Consider the following 17,749-nt stretch of genomic DNA (forward strand, 5'->3'; position numbering starts at 1 on the left):
GGGTCATCAGCATCTGCGCATCTTGGCGGTTTGCCCAGGCACTGTGGTGCGATGGTGGTGAAAGGGGGTCGGCGAACAGGCATCTGAACATCTGGCCGGTTTGGGCAGGCCGGACGGAGTGATTGTGGTGAAAGGTCAGGGGCGAATAAGCATCTGAAAGTTCTGCTGGTTTGGGCTAGAATGGCGCGCCTGTGGCCGGTTGCGAAGTGAGAGAGCCCGATGAAGATCGTCGTTGATGAAAATATGCCCCACGCCCTTGAGCTATTTGCCGAATTTGGCGAGGTGATCCCCTTGCCAGGCCGGCAGATGCAGGCGGCGGATCTGCAAGATGCCGACGTGCTGCTGGTGCGCTCCGTGACCCGGGTCGATCCCGAGCTCCTCGCCACCAGCCCGCGGCTCAGGTTCGTCGGCACCGCCACCATAGGTACCGATCACGTCGACAAGGCGCTGCTGGCGGCGCGCAACATCCCCTTCTTCAGCGCGCCCGGCTGTAACAAGTATTCGGTCGGCGATTATGTGCTCTCCGCCCTGCTGGTGCTGGCCGAGCGTCATGAGCTCAACTTGCGCGAGATGAGCCTCGCCGTCATAGGGGCGGGCAATACCGGTGAATGCGTGGCGCGCAAGGCCGAGGCCCTTGGCATGCGGGTGCTGCGCTGCGATCCGCCGCGCGCCCGGGCCGCCGCGCAGGCGGGGGCGTTTGTCGACTACCAGACGGCACTCGGTGCCGACATCGTCAGCTTCCACGTGCCCATCACCCGCGAGGGGCCGGATTCTACTTTCCACCTGCTGGATGAGCAGGTGATCGCCGCGCGCCCTGCCGGGCAGATCCTCGTCAACGCCTCCCGTGGCGAGGTGTGGGACAACCAGGCGCTGCTCGCTCGCCAGCAAGGGCTTGAGCCCCTGCAGCTGGTGATGGATGTGTGGGAAGGGGAGCCAGAGCCCCTGCGTGCCCTGGTGCCCCATACCGAGATAGCGACCCCTCACATCGCAGGCTACAGCCTGGAGGGCAAGGCGCGCGGCACCTGGATGCTCTATCAGGCGCTTTGTCAGCAGTTGGGCCGCGCGGCGCGCCAGGATCTGCAATCCTTGCTGCCAGCCCCCGAGGTGTGCGCACTGACACCGGGTCAACCGGCGGATCAGGCGCTTATCAAACAGCTGGTGCACCTTATTTATGATGTGCGCCGCGACGATGCCCGTTTTCGCAACCGGATTGAGCTGCCCGGCAGTTTCGATGAACAGCGCAAGCACTATCCGGAGCGGCGCGAGCTATCCTCTTTGCACGTCAGCGGCCCCTTCGCCAGCGATACCCTGGCCCGGCTCGGTTTCACCGTCCAACCCGGCTAAACCAGATTCAACAGATCCAAACGGCTGGGGTAAGCGGCTTCGATGCCGGCCCTGCCCGTCTCTGGCTTGGTGTCATGCCGAGCCCTCTATCAGGCAGGTTCGCCTGCCAACGGTGATGCCAGCGTGCGTTGCCGGCACTATTTGCAATACCACAGGAGAGAACATCAGTGAGTCAGCAATTCAACGTAGCGGTATTGGGCGCCAGCGGCGCCGTGGGTCAGGCCATGATTGAAATTCTGGAGGAGCGCGCCTTCCCGGTCGGTACCCTCTATCCGCTGGCATCCAGCCGCAGCGCCGGTGATACGGTGCGCTTTTGTGGCAAGAATCTCGAAATCAAGGATGTGGAAGAGTTTGACTGGAGTCAGGTGCAGATTGCGCTCTTCTCCGCCGGTGCCGAGGTTTCTGCCAAATGGGCGCCGATCGCCGCCGAGCACGGCTGCATCGTCATCGACAACACCTCCTGCTTCCGTTACGACGACGATATCCCCTTGGTGATCCCGGAAGTCAATCCGGGCGCGTTGGCGGATTTTCGCAATCGCAACATCATCGCCAACCCGAACTGCTCCACCATCCAGATGCTGGTTGCGCTCAAGCCCTTGCACGACGAGGTCGGGATCGCCCGCATCAACGTGGCGACCTACCAGTCCGTCTCCGGCTCTGGCAAGGAGGGGGTAAGCGAGCTGGCCGGCCAGACCGCGCAGCTGCTCAACGGGCGTCCGGTGGAGCCGACCATCTATCCGCACCAGATCGCCTTCAATCTTATTCCGCAGATCGACAGCTTCACCGACAACGGCTACACCCGTGAAGAGATGAAGATGGTGTGGGAAACCCAGAAAATCCTGGGGGATGCCAGCATAGCCGTGAACCCCACCTGCGTGCGGGTGCCCGTCTTCTATGGTCATGCCGAAGCGGTGCACGTCGAGCTGCATCAACCGCTCGATGCGGATCAGGTCAAGGAGCTGCTGCGCAACGCCCCGGGCGTTACCCTGTTCGATGACGAAACGGACTATCCGACCCCGGTGCGCGATGCCACCGGCAAGGATGAGGTGCTGGTTGGCCGTGTCCGTCAGGATATTTCTCACCCCAGCGGTATCAATATGTGGATCGTGGCCGATAACGTTCGTAAGGGCGCCGCGACCAACAGTGTGCAGATTGCCGAACTGCTGGTGCGCGATTACCTCTGATCTGCGGATCTGCCGGCCCGGTGGGGGACATGCTCCATCGGGCCTGTCCCTTGCCACCCGCGTGCGGTGTGGATGTGACCGGGGCCGCACTCTATGGCCCCGAGAATTTTTCGTGATATCAACTGATTAAGTTTTTTCCTACACTCAGGAACAAGTTGGGTGCTAAATGTGTCGGACTGCTGGCTTGCAACCTGAGCCTGATTTATATTGAACCGACTGTTTTGGGGTAACTATCCAGATTTTTCAATGTGATAGGGCCGTCATACGAAGGAACGAATATGGGACATTCCCGCATAACATTGGCAATGCTACTCGCATTGGGTCTGCTGGGCACCGCTCAGGCTGAAGACCCGGCGCGGGAGCCTTTTTTTGTTGAGCTCAAAGGCCCGGATGAACCAGCTCCGCCTGCCGTCAATTCCCAGCCGCTGGCACAACCTGTCGCCGCTCCCCGCGCTACGTCCCAGCCCAGCCGTCCCACTGCCCAGCCGATTGTGCGGCAGGTCGCGAGCAATGCCGGCAGTTATGGCCCTGTCCGTCCTACTGATACCCTCTGGAGTCTGGCGAGCAAACATCGCCCTTCCAATCGCGTCAGCGTTTACCAGACCATGGTGGCGATTTACGAGAAAAACCCCCGCAGTTTCGCCGATGGCAACATTAACCACATACTGGTTGGATCCCGCATTCTGCTGCCTACCGCCGCGGAAGCGAGTGTCATCACCGATGCTCAGGCCCGCCAGCGTTTCAATAGCGACAATGCCAGCTGGAAAGGGCTGAGCCCGAAATATCTGGCCAGCAAGCAAACTCAGCCAGCCAAACCGGCCGCGCCCAAGGTTGCTGCCGCATCCGCCAAGGCACCCGTACCCAAAGCGGCGCCCATCCCTGCGCCAGCACCCAAGGTGGCTGCGCCTCAACCTGCAACCGAAGTGAAAGAGGTTGCCAAGGCTGCCGAGCCGGTACCAAGCCAGGCACCCGCTACCAGCGCCCCTGGACCGCTGCCTGCCGATCTTGGCAAGCCGGTCGGCCAGCCCTCTACCGAAATGGCACTGGCGCTGGAAGATGCCAATGCCCAGCTCGGTCAGGTCACTGAGATGAACCACAGGCTCAAGCTGCGGCTGCAATCCCTGACCGAAGAGGTGGAAACCCTCAAGGCCCAGTTGCTGGAGCAGACAGCGCTGCAAAAAGAGATTGCCGAGCTCAAGGCCAATCCGGTTCCGCCGGTTGCTGTGGCGCCTGAGTCCAAGCAGCACTGGTTGATGGAGCTGCTCTCCTCACCGCTCAACCTCGCCATGATCATACTGCTGCCTGTGTTGCTGGTGCTGGCACTGGTCACGCTCTGGCTGCGTGCCCGTGCTCGCCGCGAGCTGGAAGAGCAGGAGAAGAGCCTCTCCGAGTCTACCTCCATGGTCATGGATCAGGAGCACAGCGAGTTTGATGACCTGTTCAGCGCCGATATCACCAGTGATGAGCCGGTTCGCCCCATGCCGGATCTCAACACCCCGGATGGTTACATGGCGATGGAAGAGCCGGCGGCCCCTGCTGACATAGTATTCAGCGATGACGGCGAGATGGAGCTGGCCGGTTTTGAGGCGGAACCTGCGCCCAAAGCAGCCGGTCGTGATCCGGATCTGGTGCCAGACCTGGATCTGGCCGACGATGAAGCCATTGCGCTCGATGTTGAGCCGGACCTTGATCTCGCCAGCGAGTTCAACCCGCCCAAAGGCGGTCATGAGATCATGAGTGAAGAGGAGCTGCAGGCCGCGCTGTTTGCCGAGCTGGATGCCGACCTGACCGCCGACCTGGATCTGGATGCCGACGACGATGGCCAACCGGATGTTGAAGCTCCCATCAGCGACGAAGAACTTGCCGCCTTTGATTTGAGCGACTTTGAGAGCGCCTTTGCCGAGGCTGAAGCTGGCCAGGAAAGTGCGAAACAGAGCGTTGCCGACACCAGCGCCGACGAGATGCTGGCGGAGCTGGGACTGGCGCCGACCAAGGCGGTGGAGCCGGATCCTGAGTGGGATCCCAACGAGCTGGCACTCTCCGATTTTGAGGATGCCTTCGCCGAGGTGGAATCCCATGAGGGCGATGTTAAGCCCCGTGAACAGGCCAACGAGAGTGGTTATGTCGAGATCGACAAGCTGCTGGCCGAAGCCGATGCCACCACCACGGAGCAGGAACCCTATCAGGGCTTCTCGCTGGATGTGGGACTGGACGGCTTCCCCGAGGTGCTGCCGGAGTCCACCGGCTTTGACGTGGATGCCGACGACGGCGGTGTCGGGGCCAAGCTGGATCTGGCCCGGGCCTACCTCGAGATCGACGACAAAGACAGTGCTCGCGAACTGCTGCAAGAGGCGGCAGAGCAGGGAAGTGATCACCAGCGTGCCGAGGCGGAGAAGTTGCTCAAGCGTCTGGGATAACAGCCTCTCTGGTGTTAGGACCTTGAGAAGGGCAGCCTGCGGGCTGCCCTTCTCTATTGGGGATTGTGCTGGCGGGCTTGCGGTTTTTGGGACTTTTCACCCTGAGCGCGTATAATCCGCCCCGTTTCTTTCATCGCCTCTTTTCACCATAAGACAAGTGTTACCCATGCGAATCGCCCTAGGTATTGAATATGACGGCAGCCGGTATTTCGGCTGGCAGCGTCAGCGAGAAGTGATCAGCGTGCAGGCTGAGCTGGAGAAAGCCCTCAGCCGGATCGCCAACCACCCGGTTTCCATTCAGTGCGCAGGTCGCACCGATGCCGGTGTGCATGCCACCGGTCAGGTGATCCATTTCGATACCCACGCCATCCGCAGCGAATCGGCCTGGACCCTGGGGCTCAACTCCAACTTGCCGCCGGATATCGCCGTGCGTTGGGTCAAGGAGGTGGACGAGACGTTCCACGCCCGTTTCAGCGCCACCGCCCGTCGCTACCGTTATGTCATCTACAACCACAACTACCGCCCTGCGATTCTCGGCAGCGGCGTCAGTCACTACCACGAGACCATAGATGCAGCGCTGATGCACCTGGCGGGTCAATGCCTGCTGGGGGAGCAGGACTTTACCTCGTTTCGGGCCATAGGTTGCCAGTCCAAGACACCGTGGCGCAATGTGACGCACTTGTGCGTCAGCCGTCAGGGGCCTTACATAGTGCTGGATATCCGTGCCAACGCCTTCTTGCACCATATGGTGCGCAACATCACAGGTTCCCTGTTGCTGGTGGGGCAGGGGTTAAAGCCGGTGGAGTGGATTACCGAGCTGCTGGCCGCCAAGGATCGCAACCAGGCCGGGCCGACCGCCAAGGCCGGTGGACTCTATCTGGTTGACGTGGATTACCCGGCAGAACTGGCGTTGCCACAGCTGCCGCTCGGCCCGCTCTGGCTGCCGGACTCGGCACCGGGTACGACCAGTTTTTAGTAACTGGCCCCGAAAATTTGTGGTTTAATGATCCGTCATTTATTGCCATCGAGCTATTAAGTCATTGAACAATCTAGGCTCGATGCGTTTTGTCAGGCACAAAAGCATTAAGGAATTCCATGAGCTGGCTTGAGAAGATCCTTCCCAAGAGCAAGATAACTACACCTCGTCGTCACAACATTCCGGAAGGGGTGTGGACCAAGTGCAGTGCTTGTGAACAGGTGCTCTACCGGGCAGAGTTGGAGCGCAACCTCGAAGTGTGCCCCAAGTGTGATCATCATATGCGCATCAGCGCCCGTGCCCGTCTCGAGAGTTTTCTCGATGAGCAGGGCCGTACCGAAGTCGGTGCCGAGCTGGAGCCGCAGGATATCTTGAAATTCAAGGATTCCAAGCGCTACAAGGATCGTTTGTCCGCCGCTCAGAAAGCGACGGGAGAGAAAGATGCGCTGGTGGTGATGAAGGGGACCCTCAAGGGGGTACCGGTCGTCGCCTGTTCATTCGAGTTCTCCTTCATCGGTGGCTCCATGTCCTCCGTAGTCGGTGCCCGTTTCGTACGCGCCGTCGAGGAGTGCATCAAGGAAGGTCGCGGTCTGGTCTGCTTCTCCGCGTCAGGCGGTGCTCGCATGCAGGAAGCGCTCTTCTCCCTGATGCAGATGGCCAAGACCAGTGCTGCGCTGGACCGACTCACCAAGGCGGGCCTGCCCTATATCTCTGTGCTGACCGACCCCACCATGGGTGGTGTCTCTGCCAGTCTGGCCATGCTGGGTGATATCAATGTGGGCGAGCCCAAGGCGCTGATCGGCTTTGCCGGCCCGCGCGTCATCGAGCAGACAGTGCGCGAGAAGTTGCCGGAAGGCTTCCAGCGCTCCGAGTTTCTGCTGGAGAAGGGTGCCATCGATCTCATCATAGATCGCCGCGAGATGCGTAACCGTTTGGCCAGCCTGCTCGCCAAAATGCTGAATACTCACGTCATCGAAGAGTAAAGATGAGTTCAAACATGCAACAATCCCAAAGCCGGTCGCTGGTCGACTGGCTTTCTTATTTGGAGCAGATCCACCCCGTCAACATTGACATGGGGCTGGATCGGGTCGGTGCCATTGCCCGTCGCATGGGCCTCACCCAGTTGCCGTTCAAGGTGATCACGGTCGCTGGCACCAACGGCAAGGGTTCCAGCTGCGCCATGGCGGCCAGCATTCTGATGGCGGCGGGCTACAAGGTTGGTGTCTACTCCTCTCCCCATCTGCTGCGCTTTACCGAACGGGTACGCATCAATGGACAAGAGCTGACCGACGACGATCATCGCGCTGCCTTTGCCGAGGTGGAAACGGCCCGGGGCGAGATAGCGCTCACCTTCTTCGAGTTCGCTACCCTGGCGGGCCTCTGGCTCTTTCGCCGCGCCGCGCCCGATGTGCTGCTGCTGGAAGTGGGGCTGGGCGGCCGGCTCGACGCCACCAATGTGGTGGAGTCCGATGTGGCCATGATCACCTCCATCGCGCTGGATCACTGCGACTGGCTGGGGGATACCCGCGAAGCGGTGGCAGTGGAGAAGGCGGGTGTCTACCGCGCCGGCAAACCCGCCATCAGCGGTGAACCCAAGCCTCCTGCCACCATCGCCAGCGAGGCGCAGCGCATAGGTGCCTGCCTGCGTCAGGTCGGTGTCGACTTCTCTGGCAAAGAGCATGAGACCAGCTGGGATTACCTGGGTCTGCACCAGTGGCGGGATCTGCCCAAACCTGCCTTGCCGCTGATGAACGCAGTAACCGTGCTGGCGGCGCTGGAATCCCTCGGCTTGCCGCTGCCTGAGTCTGCCATCCGTGACGGGCTGGCCAATGCCCGGCTGGCTGGCCGGATGCAGCGGCTGCAAAGCGAGCCTCTGGTCATCGTCGATGTGGCCCACAATCCTCATTCGGCGGCCTACCTTGCCAGCCAGTTGCGCCAGATCCCCGGCAAGGGCAAGCGTCGCGCCGTTGTCGGCATGCTCAAAGACAAGGACATGGCGGGTTCGCTCGCCGAGCTTGACGGTCTGATCGACGCATGGTTCCTGGCCAGCCTCACCGGTCCGCGCGCCGCTACCGCCGAGCAGCTTGCCGCTGCCCTGGGGGAGGGCAAGGGACAGGCTCTGCGCTTTGATGATGTCAGCGCCGCCTATCAGGCTGCGTTGGCCGCATCGAGTCCTGATGATATGGTCATTGTGTTTGGTTCGTTTTACACTGTCGCCGACATTCTGGCGGGCACTGCGTCCTGATCGGCACAGGGCCGATTGAACGGCACGGCTTCAGGCTGGTTTTGCCGGGCCAAATCTTGTTCGGCGCGCCATCGGCCAAGCAACATGGGTAGGCGTTGACTTGGCTTCGAAGTCTCAACACAGAGTGGCTTGAAGGGACTGTCCATCATTGATGTCCGCAAAATTGCAATTAATTCTAAGTAACATGGGTGGGGATTAACTTGGCTTCGAAGTTTCAAAACAGATTGGTAGGCACCGTCATCCTGGTGGCCCTGGTTGTCATTTTTCTGCCGGATCTGATGGATGGCAACAAGCTGGAGCAAAAGGACGAGGCGTTTGCCAAGATCCCGCTGCGCCCCGAGCTTGAACCCGCCAAACCGGCATTGCAGGTCTCGGCCGCCAGTACCTTGCCGGCGGAACACCTGGCCAGCCAGCAGCAGGCCTCTGCCGCCGAGCAGTGGCAGGTCGAAGAGGTCTCGGATCCCGTGACGCTCGCCACCAACAAGAACCCATCGGCGGCGCAGGCACAGCAGCCAGCTACCAAGCCCGTTGCTCAGCCAGTGGTCAAGCCCAAGCCCGAGGTGATCGCCAAGAAGCCGGTGGAGCCACCCAAGCCAAAGCCGGTACCACCCAAACCGGTGGAAGTGAAAAAGCCGGTGGAAACCAAGCCACAGGTAGGCCAGATCAAGTCGATGGATGACCTCATCGCGAGCAAGATGGCGCCGCAGTCACAGGCGCCTGCCGCCTCGTCGCAGGGCAGCTGGATCTTGCAGCTTGGCGCCTTCAAGAACGTGGACAGCGTCAATGCGCTGGTGAGCAAGTTGCGGGCGGCGGGCTATTCGGCCCAGACTTCGCCGCGTACACCGGTGCAGGGCCAGCTCAACCGGGTCTTCATCGGGCCGGATGTTTCCAGGGCCAAGCTGCAGGGCATGCAGGGCCGGATTGGTCAGATGACAGGACTCAGTGGATCCGTTGTTGCCTATAAACCCTGATAGTTCAAAGAGATAAAAAATACCGCGCTTCATTTCACAGATGGGCGCGGTATTTTTTTAGATGCATTTCACCGGTTTTGGCAGGCCGCCTATCTTGGTAGCCTGTTTGGCTGGCCCCTCAGGAAACAGCTTGTAGAGGTAGCGGCTGTTGCCTTTTTCCGGGCCGTACTGTTTTTCCATCGCCTTGACCAGAGCACGGATGGCAGGGGAGGTGTTGAACTCCAGATAGAAAGCTCGCACGAAACGCACCACCTCCCAGTGAGGCTCTTCCATCACTATGCCTTCCTGCTCGGCCAGCACCTGTGCCAGCTCCTCGCTCCAGTCACTGCTGTTCAGCAGATAGCCCTTGGCATCGGTTTCGATGGTTTGGCCGTTGAATTCCAGCTGATGCTCAGCCATAAGAGGGCTCCTCGCAAATAGGGCTATCAGGATTGGGCGGGCATGGTAGCGCCTTGGCCCCCGGTGAGCAACCGGCTCTCGTTGGCCAGGGTGAGCAACTCGTCCGCCAGCTGGCTGATCAGGGTGAGCTGCTGGGTCAGCATCAGCTGCTCCTCGCTGCTGTCCGGCGTGATGACGGGGCACTGTCCTTCGATCTGTGCAGGTATCTCGCCCGCCAGATGGCCTGCGGCCCGCTCCAGGGTGTGGCTCAGGTGGCGGCTGATCTCATCGAGTTCGCCGATGGCCTCCAGCTTGTCGCGATGGGCACCCAGCGCCGAGATGTAGGAGAGCAGGGCGTGGTTGCGCCAGGTGAGGGTGAAGCAGAGATCGAGGAAGCGGCGGCGCTTTTGCGGCTCCACCAGCATGCTCTGCCAGGCCATGGCCAGCTCGCTGTCGGCCAGATGGGCGCTCTTGCGGGCGACCCGGTAGTCGATGGATTCATCCCTTTGCTGTTGCAGGCTGGCGAGCACGGCCGCCAGGTAGCGGGCGTTGGCTGACAGGGAGTTGGCGATAAGCGTCGGCAGCCGTTTGTACTGCCAATCCGGCCAGAGCCAGGCCACCAGGGCGTAGGAGAGCAGGCAGCCGAGGAAGGTGTCGAGCAGGCGCGGCCCCAGAATGGCAAAGCCGATGCCGTCCAGCAGGTTGAAGGCCATCAGTACATAGAGGGTGATGAAGCAGACGGCGGCGCTGTAGTTGCTGCGTACCTGGGTGAAGAACAGGAAGGCGGCGAGCCCCATTACCACCAGTTGAACATGCAATTCGGGGAACAGCCAGAGCACGGGGACGCCCACCAGCAGGCCGGCGAAGGTACCGAGCATCCGCTGTACCAGCCGGCGGCGGGTGGCGCTGTAGCTGGGTTGGCAGACAAATAGCACCGTCAGCAGGATCCAGTAACCCTTATCAAGGCTGAAGGTCTGCAAGATGCCGTAACCTACCACCAACCCGAGCGACAGGCGCAGGGCATGGCGAAACACCATGGAGTTCGGGCTGAGATGCTGCTTGAGCTGAGCCAGCAATGGCAGGCGGACAGGACGCGCCAGGGGGGGCAAGCTCTGTGGGGCCTGCGTCGGATTTTGCAGCTCCTCGGCGCTGCCCAGCAACTGGTTGATGCTGGCCAGATTGCGGCGCAGGAACTTCATCGGCGTCAGCAATGTCTTGGGGTAGTGCTGCTTGAGGTGGGTGAACTCCAGCTGATCGCCGAGAGCCTCCAGGGTCCAGTGGATGCGCTTGTTGTGGGCGTAGGGCTTGTGCACCAGGATGGCGTAACCGAGCCGCTGGCACGCCTCGGAGAGCTGCAGAAACACCTCCTGAAACCCGTCAAGGACGATACCCTGCTTGAGCTCGGCTTCCAGCTTGCTGTAGGGATAGTGGCTGGAGGTGGCACGCTCCTGGATTTCCAGTGCCAGCAGATAGAGGCGCAGCAGACTGGCAAGCTCGGGCGCCGCCTGATGGCGGGTGCTGAGGCGGGCGTTGAGCGCCGATTTGGTCAGGGTCAGCGCATTGACCAGATTGATGTTGAGCTGGGCCAGATTGTGGCGAATGGCCTGGGCGCCATGCTCGTCGGCTGGAAAGAAGCGAGATTTTTCGAGCAGATAGCGGCCGAGGGCAAAGTAACTCTGGGCAAGCTGCTCGTGCAGTGTCTTGTAGGGCAGCAGCCAGAGCCAGATGAGGGAGACCAGGCCATACCAGAGCGCACCGGCGCACAATGCGAGCGGCTGGTAGAAGAGATCCGGCGCCTTGGCAGCCCCCAACATGGTGTAGATGGCGATGAGCAGGGAGCCGAAGCTGATGGTGGCGTAGCGCTGACCGAGTGCCCCCACCATCACGAAGAGGAAGGTCGACCCCGCCAGCCCGATGGCAAACAGCCAGGGCGTCGGGAAGAGGTACTGCACACACAGGGAGGCAAACAGGAAGCAGAGCAGCGTCATGGCGAGGTTCTTGACCCGGCCCCACAGGCTGTCGTCGGTTTCGGCGATGGCACCGGCCACCACCCCGAGGGAGAGCAGCACTGTGAGCTGGATATCACCGGTCGCCAGGGTGAAGGCGAGCAGCCCCACCATGGCCAGCAAGACCTTGAGGGCGAAGTAGATGTGACTGTCAGTCAGCAGTCGGCGCAGCAGGCCAGAGAAATCCATCGGCATGAGACAAGAGCAACCCTTGAATGAAACGAGAACGGGATACTAACCCGCCAAGCGCGAAGCGGCCCTGATTTGGATCAGGGCCGCTTAGCTTCATATCCTTGATTTACAACTTATCCTGACAGAAACAGGCACCAATAAAAACCCCGCCGAAGCGGGGTCTTTCATTAGTTGCGGTTGCCGCCGAGCAGGCTCAGCAGGCTCAGGAAGATGTTGTAGATGGAGACATACAGGGTCACGGTGGCGGAGATGTAGTTGGTCTCGCCGCCACGGATGATCTGCTGGGTGGTCAGCAATATGGCGCCGGAGGAGAACAGCATGAACATGGCGGACAGGGCCAGGCTCAGGGCGCTCATCTGCAGGAAGATGTTGGCGACCATGGCCACCAGCAGCACCCAGAAACCGACGAACAGCATGCCACCGATAAAGGAAAGGTCACGCTTGGTGGTCAGGGCATAAGCGGATAGACCGAAGAAGGTCAACGCTGTGCCGCCGAGCGCCGTCATCACTATCTCGCCACCACCATTGTTCATGTACATGTTGATGATGGGGCCCAGGCTGTAGCCGAGCAGGCCGGTCAGGGCGAAGGTGAACACCAGGCCCATGCCATTGTCCTGGTTCTTCTGGGTCAGGAACATCAGGCCATACACACCGATGAGGAACACGGCCCAGTGCAGGGGCGGCATGTTCATCACGGTGGCGATCCCGGCCACAACGGCAGAGAAGCCAAGAGTGAGGGAGAGCAGCATATAGGTGTTGCGCAGCACCTTGTTGGTATCACGCGCGGCACTCTGGGTGCCGGTATAGATAGAACGGGTATCCATCTTGGGTGTCCTCTTGATTTCCGGGTTGAGGCGGTACATTCCGCTTCGTTATCGCATTGTATGCACTCAATGTTGGGATGACGAGCGCTGATTTCAAGCGCCACCCCAGCCTGTTGAACCCTACTATCCCAGAACAAATATGTATTGCATATGAACATGGGCTTGACGTAGTATGCACGCCGTTCGGAGGGGTGGCAGAGCGGCTGAATGCACCGGTCTTGAAAACCGGCGATGGGCGACCATCCGTGGGTTCAAATCCCACCTCCTCCGCCATCTTCAGAAAAGCCCAGACAACCTTGTTGTCTGGGCTTTTTGCTATTTGCGATACGAGCTCATATCCGGATCCAGGCTGCTGCGGCTGGCTTGAGGCACCCCCACCGATCGCAAAACCGTGTTCAGCTATCATTTTTGACATTCTCTCCATGTCCTCCTTTACAGGCTCCGGCCGCTTACCAACACTCTGTTGAGTAATGGCTCAGAATGGAGCGAGACATGCGTGAACAACGTGATAAAATGGTTCAACTCTTTGATCAGGAAGTTGATTTCCCTGCCGATGAACAGCTGGTATCCACCACGGATCTGCGTGGCGTCATCACTTATGCCAACGATCATTTCTGCCGGGTTGCCGGTTACAGCCGTGCCGAACTGATAGGCCAGCACCACAACATGGTGCGCCATCCCGACATGCCCAAGGCCGCCTTTGCCGATCTGTGGGGCAAGCTCAAGCAGGGGCAGCCATGGCGCGGCATGGTGAAGAACCGTTGCCAGGATGGTCGCTACTACTGGGTCGATGCCTATGTCACTCCCATCTTCGAGCAGGGCAAGATAAGTGGCTATCAGTCGGTGCGTTGCCGTGCCGATCCGCAGATGAAGGAGATTGCCGCCAGGACTTATGCCCGCCTGCGCGCCGCCGAGCAGGGAGGGCGCAAGCCCCGTATTTCCCTGTCACGGCTGCGCCATCTGGTTGCCGGTTCAGGATTGCTGGCGCTGGCCTGGTTGGGTGCCGTGCAGCTGGGATCCTGGGCTCCGCTCTATATGGCTTTGCCACTCCTGCTGCTGGGAGGTCTCTACCGCCACGAGCTCATCACGACTCCGCGCTATTTGCGGCAGCTGGTCGATGAATATGACAGCCTGACCCGGCTTATCTACTCGGGTCAGGAGCCCAGCGCCATCGCCGATTTTCACATCAAGTTGCTGCAGGCCCGCATCCGGACCGTGCTGGGGCGGGTGGACGATGCCACCCACGCTCTGCAGGATCTGGCCGTACACCTGAAGAGTGCCTCCAGTGAGGTCAGCTCGGACATCGCCGAGCAGGATGCCCAGACCCAGCAGATGGCGGCGGCCATTACCGAGATGGCGAGCACGGCGCAGGAGATAGCCCGCAACATTCAGGACACAAACAGCCAGGTTGCTCAGGCCAAGGCTCACTGCCAGCACACGGACAAGCAGTTGCTCGACACGGAGCGCAAGATAACCGAGCTTGCGACGGAGGCGGAGCATGCGTTTGCTTCCGCGGTAGCGCTTGCCAGTGAATCGGATCGTATCGGGGTCTTGATGGGAGAAATTCAGGGCATCGCCGATCAAACCAACCTGCTGGCGCTCAACGCCGCCATCGAAGCGGCCAGAGCGGGAGAGCAGGGGCGGGGGTTTGCTGTGGTGGCGGACGAGGTACGTACCCTGTCGACCCGGACCCACAAGGCGACCGAGCAGATCCAGAGCAGCATAGGTCAGATCCAGCGTACCCTGAACGGCTGGAAGGGGATGATGCAAAACAACCTGCAACAGACGCAGTCCTGCGTGGAGATGACCCGGCAAGGTTCCGGCAGCCTGCATCAGGTACTGGCCGAAATTGAACTGGTGATGGATTTCTCTGCCCAGATCTCGGCGGCGGCGGAGCAGCAACAGGCGGTAGTCGAAAACATCAGCCAGAACGTCAACCTCATCTCCCAGCACTCCCACGCCAACAGCAACAAGATGCAGGATGTGGATGAGTCGAGCGAGATACTGCTGACCAAGGCCAGACAGCTCAAATCCTTGGGGCAGACCTTCGGCTGATGCTCCCGCGCTCCCACCAAAAGCAACAAGGCCACCCATAGCGGTGGCCTTGTTGCCTTGTACTGCCCTGCGCCTTGGTGCTGCCAGCGTGATGTTGTGAGGTGCAGCCAGGCTGACCGGGTCAGGATGAAGGGCTTAGGGGGGCGCCACCGCCAGCTCGATCCCCTTGTCGTTGTACATGGCGCGATCGGCGTGGATAAGCCACTGCTCGGCACGCCAGCCCGGCTGGTATTGGCTGACCCCGACGCTGATACCGACCGCCAGCAGATGCTCCTTGACCTGAAATGGCTGGGCCATGGCCATTCTGATCACCTCGGCAATGGCCTCGGCATCGAGCAGGTCGTGATCGGGGAGCAGCAGCACGAACTCGTCACCGGCCAGTCTGGCGAAGAAGCGCTGGTGGTTGAGGCTGCGGGTGATCCGCTCCGCCAGCTGGCAGAGGATGGCATCACCATGGCTGTGGCCAAAGCCGTCGTTGACCTGTTTGAAGTTGTTGAGATCGCAAAACAGCAGGCAGCCTGGGTTGGGGCTGCTTATCTGCGCCTCCAGCCGCTCCATCAGGCTCAGACGGTTGGGCAGGCCGGTGAGCGGGTCCTGCCTTGCCAGCTGCAATATCTCCTCTTCCCGCTGCTGGCGCAGGGCAATCTCGCGATTGAGCCGTTTGTTGCACACCAGCAGGTAGACCGCCAGCAGCAATATGAGCACGCAGGCAGCCAGACTCAGCAAAAACCAGGGGCGCCAGAATACCCACTGCTCGGAGGGGGCCTGATAGAGAAAGTCAGTCAGCGGCACGGGCCGTTTGATGAGCCCGATTTCGGCCAGCTGCTCCATGATGTGGGTGACGCGATCCGGGTTCATATACCCGATCTCCACATAGAGCGGTTGTATCATTTCCTTGCTGACCTGCAGCTCGTACTCCATGTGGGCCTGACTGCGGTTGACGCCGTATTCACTGCGCAGCAGGGCGATGGCCTCCTGGGGGTGGGCGAGGGCATAGCGCCACCCTTCAAGGCTGGCGGTCCGAAACCGCTCTACCCTGCCCGGATGGGCCTGCTCCTGCGCCTGAGTGGTGAAGAGTATGTCGCTGTAAAAGTCGATGCCGTAATTGCGCGGGTTGATGACGGAGACGGGGATGCCGCGCTCTTCCAGATAGAAAGGCTCATTGCTGAGATAGGCGTTGAAGATATCGACCCTGCCCTCGACGAGATCATCGATATTGACCGAGGTCTGGATCGGGGTAAGTTGGCTTTCATTGAGACCTTGATAGAAAAGTGTCGCCAGCAACTCGGCATCCTGATGGGCGGAAAACATCATGATCCGTTTGCCACGCATGCCATCAACCGTGAGAATGCCGCTGTCACGACGGGCCAGGAAGATGGACGGCGAGTGCTGAAAGACGCAGGCGAGCGCCAGCAGTGGCTTGCCATTGGCATAGGCGGTCAGCACCTCTGTGTTGCCGACGCCAAAGTCGGCACGACCGCTTTGCACCTCGTCCACCGGGCTTATTCCCTTGCCACCGGGCCTTATCTCCACGTCCAGTCCGGCTTTGGCATAGAAGCCCTTGGCCTTGGCCATGTGATAGCCCACAAACTGGGGCTGGTGCAGCCAGCGCAACTGGAGCACCACCCGCTCCGGGGCTTCAAGGGAGGATTCATTGGCCAGGAGGGGCCCGATATAACTGGCGCCAATCAGCAGTAACCAAAGCAAGTATCTCTTCATCCGTGCGATTCTTGTTCTGAGTATTCATGGGGAGGCGACCCCTTGATGGAGCCATATTCTTGTAATGAAACACATTCTAAAAGGTTATAGATGTACCGGATACTAGCGCAGCACAAAGATTTTATGTTGATCAACAAAGGGCCGGGCCTTGGCATGCATGACGAAGCCGGTGAGGCGGGTCTGGTCAATCCGGGACTGGTCAGTCGGGTCAAGGCCGACACAGGGTTGGTGCTTTATCCCGTTCATCGACTCGACAAAATGACCTCAGGTCTGGTGTTGCTGGCCCGTACCACGGCGGCGAACAGGGCGCTCAGCATGGCATTTGCGGAGCGACAGGTGAGCAAGCAGTATCTGGCCCTCTCCGATCGCAAGCCCAAAAAGAAGCAGGGCTGGGTAAAAGGGGACATGCAAAAAGGGCGGGGTGGCAGCTGGATGCTGGCGCGCAGCCTGGACAACCCCGCCATCAGCTGGTTTGACTCAGTGCCGGTGCGCGAGGGCCTGCGGCTCTATCGCATCAAGCCCCAGACCGGCAAGACCCACCAGATCAGGGTTGCCTTGAAAAGCATAGGGGCACCCATTCTGGGGGATGAACGTTACGGCGGCACGGCGGCCGACCGCGGCTACCTACATGCCTGGCGCCTGAGTTTCACCCTGGCAGACGAAGCATTCGATTTTATCTGCCCTCCCGATGAGGGGGCCATGTTTCTCACCCCCGAGCTCCATGTCGCCATCGCCGGATTGAGCGAGTGAGGGGAGGACAAGACACTATGCGTACAGACTGGATCCTGGCTGACTTTGACGACACCCTGGCCCCGGGCGACAGCCACGCCGGCTTGCTGCGCTATATGCTGCGCCGTCGCCTCTGGCCACTCTTGCTGCTGCCGGTGATCGCGCTGGGTGGCCTGGTTTACCTCGTGCCAAGCCGGCGCAGGCAGGGGATTTCGCTGATCTGGTGGGCCATCACACTGGGGCTTTCGCCACTGGGCTGGCGCAAACTGGTGCGGGCCTATTGCCGCACCCGGCCTGGGCTGTTTCGCGAGGCGCGCGCCTTGCTGATGAAAGACGGTGATCGCTGCTGGGTGATCTCCGCCAGCCCTCGCGCCCTGGTGCGCGGGCAACTCCATCAACAGTTGCCTGGCAAGCTGCCCCATCGCACCCTGGGCTCGCGGATGCACTACCGCTTGGGCGGCTTGATGCCGCGCTTTTACTGCCACGGTCAGCACAAGATACTGCCCGAGATCCGTGCCCTCACTGTGACGCTGGCCCTGAGTGACAGCCTGCACGATCTGCCGCTGCTGGCGCAGGGTGCAGAGGCCTGGCTCATCAATCCCACCCCCCTTCGTCTGCAAAAGGCGCAGGCCTGTTTGCCCCACATCATGACCAAATGCTGGCGACTGTAAGGCAAAGCTGACAGCCCTGCGGGTCGCCATGGGGCGAT

14 protein-coding genes and 1 tRNA gene are annotated in these 17,749 nt (G+C 60.5%); 11 read left to right on the plus strand and 4 right to left on the minus strand.

All coding sequences use genetic code 11. From position 1 onward, the window contains the following. The first annotated feature begins 219 nt into the window (after positions 1-219). From ONZ54_RS09125 to dedD, 7 genes are all read left to right on the plus strand, one after another. Positions 220-1,344 (plus strand): 4-phosphoerythronate dehydrogenase, encoded by a 1,125-nt coding sequence (locus tag ONZ54_RS09125; RefSeq protein ID WP_271787993.1) that lies wholly within the window; start codon positions 220-222, stop codon positions 1,342-1,344. 167 nt (positions 1,345-1,511) lie between these two features. Further along, the gene (locus tag ONZ54_RS09130; protein ID WP_166541728.1) at positions 1,512-2,528 is read left to right on the plus strand and encodes an aspartate-semialdehyde dehydrogenase; all 1,017 of its coding nucleotides are present in this window, start codon (positions 1,512-1,514) and stop codon (positions 2,526-2,528) included. Positions 2,529-2,806: 278 nt separating this feature from the next. Further along, on the plus strand, positions 2,807-4,945 hold the full coding sequence (locus ONZ54_RS09135; protein WP_271787994.1) for a FimV/HubP family polar landmark protein: 2,139 nt from the start codon (positions 2,807-2,809) through the stop codon (positions 4,943-4,945). A 166-nt stretch (positions 4,946-5,111) separates the two neighbouring features. Then, complete coding sequence (truA, locus tag ONZ54_RS09140) at positions 5,112-5,921, plus strand: tRNA pseudouridine(38-40) synthase TruA (protein WP_271787995.1); 810 nt, start codon at positions 5,112-5,114, stop codon at positions 5,919-5,921. A gap of 119 nt (positions 5,922-6,040) precedes the next feature. Next, positions 6,041-6,904: an acetyl-CoA carboxylase, carboxyltransferase subunit beta gene (gene accD, locus ONZ54_RS09145; protein ID WP_005310570.1), complete on the plus strand. Its 864-nt coding sequence runs from the start codon at positions 6,041-6,043 to the stop codon at positions 6,902-6,904. A 2-nt stretch (positions 6,905-6,906) separates the two neighbouring features. After that, positions 6,907-8,166 carry a bifunctional tetrahydrofolate synthase/dihydrofolate synthase gene (folC, locus tag ONZ54_RS09150; protein ID WP_271787996.1) on the plus strand — a complete coding sequence of 420 codons (1,260 nt, stop codon included), beginning with the start codon at positions 6,907-6,909 and terminating at the stop codon, positions 8,164-8,166. A gap of 200 nt (positions 8,167-8,366) precedes the next feature. After that, positions 8,367-9,137 carry a cell division protein DedD gene (gene dedD / locus ONZ54_RS09155; RefSeq protein WP_113721395.1) on the plus strand — a complete coding sequence of 257 codons (771 nt, stop codon included), beginning with the start codon at positions 8,367-8,369 and terminating at the stop codon, positions 9,135-9,137. A gap of 57 nt (positions 9,138-9,194) precedes the next feature. Here dedD and ONZ54_RS09160 read toward each other — a convergent pair whose 3' ends face one another. From ONZ54_RS09160 to ONZ54_RS09170, 3 genes are all read right to left on the minus strand, one after another. Continuing rightward, positions 9,195-9,536 (minus strand): TusE/DsrC/DsvC family sulfur relay protein, encoded by a 342-nt coding sequence (locus ONZ54_RS09160; RefSeq protein WP_005310577.1) that lies wholly within the window; start codon positions 9,534-9,536, stop codon positions 9,195-9,197. Positions 9,537-9,562: 26 nt separating this feature from the next. Then, entirely contained in the window at positions 9,563-11,716 is a 2,154-nt protein-coding gene (gene yccS / locus ONZ54_RS09165) for a YccS family putative transporter (RefSeq protein ID WP_271787997.1), read from the minus strand. A gap of 164 nt (positions 11,717-11,880) precedes the next feature. Then, on the minus strand, positions 11,881-12,537 hold the full coding sequence (locus ONZ54_RS09170; protein ID WP_011898838.1) for a Bax inhibitor-1/YccA family protein: 657 nt from the start codon (positions 12,535-12,537) through the stop codon (positions 11,881-11,883). A gap of 185 nt (positions 12,538-12,722) precedes the next feature. On the opposite strand from ONZ54_RS09170, the gene ONZ54_RS09175 reads away from it, so the two are divergent. Together ONZ54_RS09175 and ONZ54_RS09180 are read left to right on the plus strand one after the other, a co-directional pair. Next, positions 12,723-12,810 (plus strand) — tRNA-Ser (locus ONZ54_RS09175). 219 nt (positions 12,811-13,029) lie between these two features. Beyond that, the gene (locus ONZ54_RS09180; protein ID WP_271787998.1) at positions 13,030-14,592 is read left to right on the plus strand and encodes a methyl-accepting chemotaxis protein; all 1,563 of its coding nucleotides are present in this window, start codon (positions 13,030-13,032) and stop codon (positions 14,590-14,592) included. Between the two features lie 135 nt (positions 14,593-14,727). On the opposite strand, the gene ONZ54_RS09185 is transcribed toward ONZ54_RS09180, so the two are convergent. Continuing rightward, positions 14,728-16,311, minus strand: coding sequence for a GGDEF domain-containing protein (locus tag ONZ54_RS09185; RefSeq protein ID WP_219592187.1), 1,584 nt, complete (start codon positions 16,309-16,311; stop codon positions 14,728-14,730). Between the two features lie 90 nt (positions 16,312-16,401). On the opposite strand from ONZ54_RS09185, the gene ONZ54_RS09190 reads away from it, so the two are divergent. Together ONZ54_RS09190 and ONZ54_RS09195 are read left to right on the plus strand one after the other, a co-directional pair. Further along, entirely contained in the window at positions 16,402-17,061 is a 660-nt protein-coding gene (locus ONZ54_RS09190; protein ID WP_219592188.1) for a TIGR01621 family pseudouridine synthase, read from the plus strand. Positions 17,062-17,078: 17 nt separating this feature from the next. After that, positions 17,079-17,711: an HAD family hydrolase gene (locus ONZ54_RS09195; protein WP_125600527.1), complete on the plus strand. Its 633-nt coding sequence runs from the start codon at positions 17,079-17,081 to the stop codon at positions 17,709-17,711. Positions 17,712-17,749 lie beyond the last annotated feature (38 nt).

The organism is Aeromonas salmonicida, from assembly GCF_028355655.1.
Taxonomy (GTDB): Bacteria; Pseudomonadota; Gammaproteobacteria; order Enterobacterales; family Aeromonadaceae; genus Aeromonas; species Aeromonas salmonicida.

Bases quoted from the DNA above. Each gene is read 5' to 3' on its own strand.
- ONZ54_RS09125 (WP_271787993.1), top strand. From the start codon at position 220: ATGAAGATCGTCGTTGATGAAAATATGCCCCACGCCCTTGAGCTATTT.
- ONZ54_RS09135 (WP_271787994.1), top strand. From the start codon at position 2,807: ATGGGACATTCCCGCATAACATTGGCAATGCTACTCGCATTGGGTCTG.
- truA (WP_271787995.1), top strand. From the start codon at position 5,112: ATGCGAATCGCCCTAGGTATTGAATATGACGGCAGCCGGTATTTCGGC.
- accD (WP_005310570.1), top strand. From the start codon at position 6,041: ATGAGCTGGCTTGAGAAGATCCTTCCCAAGAGCAAGATAACTACACCT.
- folC (WP_271787996.1), top strand. From the start codon at position 6,907: ATGAGTTCAAACATGCAACAATCCCAAAGCCGGTCGCTGGTCGACTGG.
- ONZ54_RS09160 (WP_005310577.1), bottom strand. From the start codon at position 9,536: ATGGCTGAGCATCAGCTGGAATTCAACGGCCAAACCATCGAAACCGAT.
- yccS (WP_271787997.1), bottom strand. From the start codon at position 11,716: ATGCCGATGGATTTCTCTGGCCTGCTGCGCCGACTGCTGACTGACAGT.
- ONZ54_RS09170 (WP_011898838.1), bottom strand. From the start codon at position 12,537: ATGGATACCCGTTCTATCTATACCGGCACCCAGAGTGCCGCGCGTGAT.
- ONZ54_RS09180 (WP_271787998.1), top strand. From the start codon at position 13,030: ATGCGTGAACAACGTGATAAAATGGTTCAACTCTTTGATCAGGAAGTT.
- ONZ54_RS09185 (WP_219592187.1), bottom strand. From the start codon at position 16,311: ATGAAGAGATACTTGCTTTGGTTACTGCTGATTGGCGCCAGTTATATC.
- ONZ54_RS09190 (WP_219592188.1), top strand. From the start codon at position 16,402: ATGTACCGGATACTAGCGCAGCACAAAGATTTTATGTTGATCAACAAA.
- ONZ54_RS09195 (WP_125600527.1), top strand. From the start codon at position 17,079: ATGCGTACAGACTGGATCCTGGCTGACTTTGACGACACCCTGGCCCCG.